This window comes from Verminephrobacter aporrectodeae subsp. tuberculatae At4, from assembly GCF_000193225.1.
In the GTDB taxonomy this organism is placed as follows: Bacteria; Pseudomonadota; Gammaproteobacteria; order Burkholderiales; family Burkholderiaceae_C; genus Acidovorax; species Acidovorax aporrectodeae.
The window spans coordinates 1-4517 of sequence record NZ_AFAL01000964.1 but is presented as its reverse complement, the minus strand read 5'-3'; the positions used below and the strand labels follow the sequence as shown (position 1 = coordinate 4517).

The 4517-nt window shown below is 70.2% G+C and carries 6 protein-coding genes; 5 read left to right on the top strand and 1 reads right to left on the bottom strand.

Features of this window, described 5'->3' with window-relative positions; all coding sequences use genetic code 11:
• Positions 1 to 771, bottom strand: a 771-nt coding sequence (locus VTU_RS0123375; RefSeq protein WP_040894155.1) for a PfkB family carbohydrate kinase, incomplete at its 3' end; no start/stop codon positions are given.
• A gap of 129 nt (positions 772 to 900) precedes the next feature.
• Between VTU_RS0123375 and VTU_RS0123370 the strand changes: the two genes are divergently transcribed.
• The 5 genes from VTU_RS0123370 to VTU_RS30090 all read left to right on the top strand — a co-directional run.
• Complete coding sequence (locus VTU_RS0123370) at positions 901 to 1908, top strand: sugar ABC transporter substrate-binding protein (RefSeq protein WP_010109902.1); 1008 nt, start codon at positions 901 to 903, stop codon at positions 1906 to 1908.
• Positions 1909 to 2005: 97 nt separating this feature from the next.
• Positions 2006 to 2974, top strand: coding sequence for an ABC transporter permease (locus VTU_RS0123365; RefSeq protein WP_029554691.1), 969 nt, complete (start codon positions 2006 to 2008; stop codon positions 2972 to 2974).
• Complete coding sequence (locus VTU_RS0123360) at positions 2974 to 3780, top strand: ATP-binding cassette domain-containing protein (RefSeq protein WP_010109900.1); 807 nt, start codon at positions 2974 to 2976, stop codon at positions 3778 to 3780. The genes VTU_RS0123365 and VTU_RS0123360 overlap by 1 nt, the downstream gene beginning before the upstream one ends.
• Positions 3781 to 3810: 30 nt before the next feature.
• Entirely contained in the window at positions 3811 to 4263 is a 453-nt protein-coding gene (locus VTU_RS0123355; RefSeq protein ID WP_010109899.1) for an RbsD/FucU family protein, read from the top strand.
• Between the two features lie 23 nt (positions 4264 to 4286).
• Positions 4287 to 4517 (top strand): winged helix-turn-helix transcriptional regulator (locus VTU_RS30090; RefSeq protein ID WP_138928023.1); only part of this gene is annotated, 231 nt, incomplete at its 3' end.

The following is a 4517-nucleotide window of genomic DNA, read 5'->3' as shown; positions in this document are numbered from 1 at the left end:
GAGGGAGTTCAGGGGGAGCGTGGCGCCGTCGAGCGTCGGCGGCAGCAGCGCGCCCTGCGCGCCCAGCGTCAGCGCCAGCCACTGCGCGGGGGTGGTTTGCAGCAGCCGCTGCGCGCGCTCCAGCGCGGTGGCGCCGGGCAGGTCCAGGGCCTCCAGGTCGTCGTCGCTCACCTTGATGAGGTGCGCTTGCTGCAGCGCCTGGTGCACGTTCGCGCGGTAGGCGTCGGCAGCGCCCGCGGCGGACAGGCGCAGGTTCGCGTCGACCGCCACCATGCGGCCCGCGGCGCGCTGCGCCGCCAGCCAGGGCTGGTACTTGGCGGCGTCCTGCGCCACCAGCGCCAGACAGCCCGTGGCCACGACCTGCAGGCCCGGCTGCGCCGCGCAGGCCGCGTTCAGCGCCTGCGCCGTGATGGCGCGGTCGGCCACGCCGTCGCGGTAGAAGCTGTAGCTGGCCTTGCCATCGGCGTCCAGGGCGGCCAGTGCCAGCGCGGTGGGCAGCGCCACCGGTGCGGGCGCGGCCAGCGCCACGGCGGCCGCGTGCAGGCCCTGGGCGAGCTGGCGCCCGAGCCGGTCGGCAGACAGCGGGTTCAGGTACAGCGTGCCCACGCCCTGCAGGCCGAGCGCGCGCGCCAGGTTGTAGACCGCGCCGCCGGCGCAGGGCCGCAGGCGCCCGTCGGGCTCTTCGATCAGGTCGTACAAGGCCTCGCCTGCGGTGGCGACCTGGACGCCGGGCAGGGGCTGCGGAGCGCTTCTCGGGCTAGGGAAAACCATAGCTAAATCCACTTGATTTATTAATTCACTGGCGACTATAGTGCCGTCCCAGCCACCCGACAAGAGTGGTTTCCCTGCCGGCTTCCTTCCAGTGGGCGGCCGGCAAGCCCAACCCAGGAGACACACACGATGCAACGCCCCCCCGCTTTCTTGCTCTCTGCCCTCGCGCTGTCCGGCGCCATGGCCTGCGGCCTGGCCCAGGCCGCCGAGCCGGTGATCGGTCTGATCACCAAGACCGAAACCAACCCCTTTTTCGTGAAGATGAAAGAGGGCGCTGCCGCCGAAGCCAAGAAGCTCGGCGCCAAGCTGGTGGCGGCCGCCGGCAAGGCCGACGGGGACAACGCTGGCCAGGTGACGGCGCTGGAAAACCTGGTGGCCGCGGGTGCCAAGACCATCCTCATCGCCCCGAGCGACGCCAAGGCCATCGTGCCGGCGATCCGCAAGGCCCAGGCCCGCGGTGTGATGGTGATTGCGCTGGACAGCCCGACCGAGCCGATGGACGTCGCCGACGCCTTGTTTGCCACCGACAACTACAAGGCCGGCGAGTTGATCGGCCAGTACGCCAAGGCCGCGACGGCTGGCAAAACGCCGGTGATCGCGATGCTCGACCTGTACCCCGGCCACCCGGTAGGCGCGCAACGGCACAACGGTTTCCTCAAGGGCTTTGGTCTGCCAACCCATGATGCGAAGAGCAATGAGTTGGCACGCCCGGCCGAAGTGGTCTGCATGGCCGACAGCTTCGGCAACCGCGCCAAGGGCCAGACCGCGATGGAAAACTGCCTGCAGAAGAACCCCGACATCAACATCCTCTACACCCTCAACGAGCCCGCAGCGGCCGGGGCCTATAACGCGCTCAAGGCCGCGGGCAAGGAGAGGAACGTGCTCATCGTGTCGGTGGACGGCGGTTGCGCCGGCATTGCCGACGTCGGCCGGGGGGTGATTGCGGCCACCAGCCAGCAGTACCCGCTGCGCATGGCGGCCATGGGGGTGGCGGCGGGCGTGGAGTACGCCAGGACCGGCAAGAAGGCCAGCGGCTATACCGACACAGGCGTGACGCTGATTGCGGCCACGCCGCAGGCCGGCGTAGACAGCAAGGACGTGAAGACCGGCGCGGACCTGTGCTGGGGGACGAAGTGAGGCAGCCCCGAGGCGCCTGCGGCGCCGCAGCGCCCGCTGGCCGGGGCCCTGTCCGGTGCGCGCGATGCGGGTGGTGACGCAGGACCCGGAGTTGCCCATGCCATCGACCGCTTTCCGAAGGTCCCCGCTGGCCACGTTGGCCGCGCTGGGTCCCTTCGTTGCGCTGATTCTGGCTTGCGCGTTCTTTGCCTCGCAGAGTGAGCGCTTCTTGTCGGCGCAGAATTTCGCGCTGATCCTGCAGCAGGTCATGGTGGTGGCGGTGATCGCGATTGGCCAGACGCTGGTGATCCTGACCGCCGGCATCGATTTGTCCTGCGGCATGGTGATGGCGCTTGGCGGCATCGTGATGACCCGGGTGGCGGCGGACTACGGCCTGTCGGCACCGGCGGCGATCGCCTGCGGCATCGCGGTGACGGTGCTGTTCGGCCTGGTCAACGGCCTGCTGGTCACGAAGATCGCGCTGCCGCCGTTCATCGTGACGCTGGGCACGCTGAACATCGCGTTCGCGGCCACGCAGCTGTACTCGGGCGCGCAGACCATCACCGACATCCCCGACGGCATGACCCTGCTGGGCCGCACATTCCAGCTTGGCCAGACCGCCATCGTGTGGGGCGCGGTGCTGATGCTGGCGCTGTACCTGGTCACCTGGTTCGCGCTGCGCGAGACTGCCCCGGGACGCCATGTCTACGCCGTGGGCAACAACCCCGAGGCCACGCGCTTGACCGGCATTGCCACCGACCGGGTGCTGCTCGGCGTGTACATGCTCGCCGGCCTGTTCTACGGCATCGCCGCGCTGCTGTCGGTGGCCCGCACCGGCGCCGGCGACCCGAACGCGGGCCAGACCGAGAACCTGGACGCAATCAGCGCCGTGGTGCTCGGCGGAACCAGCCTGTTCGGCGGGCGCGGAATGGTTCTGGGCACGCTGGTCGGGGCGCTGATCGTGGGCGTGTTCCGCAACGGCCTGACGCTGATGGGCGTGTCCTCGGTCTACCAGATCCTGGTCACCGGCATCCTGGTGATTCTGGCCGTGACCACCGACCAGCTCTCGCGCAAGGGGGTGCGCTGATGCCTGCCGCTGCCCCCACCGCGAGCCGCGCACTGGTGATGCAGGCCCGGGGCCTGGTCAAGCGCTATGGCCAGGTCACCGCGCTCGACGGCGCCGACTTCGAGCTGCGCGCGGGCGAGATCCTGGCCGTGATCGGCGACAACGGCGCGGGCAAGTCGAGTTTGATCAAGGCGCTCTCGGGCGCCACGGTGCCCGACGCGGGCGAGATCCTGCTCGACGGCCAGCGCATCCATTTCAAAAGCCCCATCGACGCGCGCCGGGCCGGAATCGAGACCGTGTACCAGGACCTTGCCGTGGCCCCGGCGATGACGATTGCCGAGAACCTGTTCCTGGGCCGCGAGCTGCGCCGCCCCGGCATTTTGGGCCGCGTGCTGCGCATGCTCGACAAGAAGAAGATGCTCGAGGCCAGCGTGGCGCGCATGGCCGAGCTCAAGGTCGGAATCCGTTCCATGACGCAGGCCGTGGAGACGCTCTCGGGCGGCCAGCGCCAATGCGTTGCCGTGGCGCGCGCGGCGGCGTTTGCGCGGCACGTGGTGATCATGGACGAGCCCACGGCGGCGCTGGGCGTCAGGGAGGGCCGCATGGTGCTCGAGCTCATCTGCCGCGTGCGCGAGCAGGGCCTGCCGGTGATACTCATCAGCCACAACATGCCCTATGTGTTCGAGGTCGCCGACCGCATCCACATCGCCCGGCTGGGCCGGCGCGCCGCCGTGGTCCACCCGGGAAAGATCAGCATGAGCGACACCGTGGCCGTGATGACGGGTGCGCTGCCGGCGAGCGAACTGCCGCCGGAATGCCTGGCCTGATTTCCCTTACGACGACGCACCAGGAAACCCATGCTCAAAGGAATCGACCCCCTGCTCGGCCCGGACCTGCTCCATCTGCTCGCCGGGATGGGGCACGACGAGGCGCTGGTGCTCGCCGACGCGAACTTCACGGCCATGCGCCTGGGCGCGGGCAGACCCGTGCTGCGCCTGCCCGGCGTGGGCATGGTGCGCGCGCTGCAGGCCGTCACCAGCGTGCTGCCGCTGGCCGATGACGTGCCGCAGCCGGTGGCGTACATGCAGGTCGGCGGCACCGAGCCGCCCTACCGCTCGGCGCTGCAACGCGAAGCCATGGCGCTGCTCGGCGGCCTGGGCTTGCACAGCGGGCAGTTGGAGGCCGTGGAGCGCTTTGCGTTCTATGAACGCGCAAAGCAGGCCTGCGCCATCGTCGTCACGGGCGAACGGCAGCCCTGGGGCAATTTCATCCTGCGCAAGGGCGTGATCGGCGACAGCCTGCGCCCCTGAACGCTGCCATGCGGCCTGCCGACATGAGCGCCCCCGCGCTGCACGACGCCACCCCGGCCGGGGCGGCAGCGCCCGCGCTGCTGTGCCAGCGCGGCTCCAACCACGTGGGGCTGCGCCAGTTCAACGAGCGCGCGGTGCTCCAGGCGCTGCGCGCGCACGGCAGCCTGGCCAAGGCCGAGATCGCGCGCATGACCGGCCTCACGCCGCAGACCATCGGCCTGATCACGGCGCGGCTCGACGCGGACCAGCTGCTG

Bases quoted from the DNA above. Each gene is read 5' to 3' on its own strand.
- VTU_RS0123370 (WP_010109902.1), top strand. From the start codon at position 901: ATGCAACGCCCCCCCGCTTTCTTGCTCTCTGCCCTCGCGCTGTCCGGC.
- VTU_RS0123365 (WP_029554691.1), top strand. From the start codon at position 2,006: ATGCCATCGACCGCTTTCCGAAGGTCCCCGCTGGCCACGTTGGCCGCG.
- VTU_RS0123360 (WP_010109900.1), top strand. From the start codon at position 2,974: ATGCCTGCCGCTGCCCCCACCGCGAGCCGCGCACTGGTGATGCAGGCC.
- VTU_RS0123355 (WP_010109899.1), top strand. From the start codon at position 3,811: ATGCTCAAAGGAATCGACCCCCTGCTCGGCCCGGACCTGCTCCATCTG.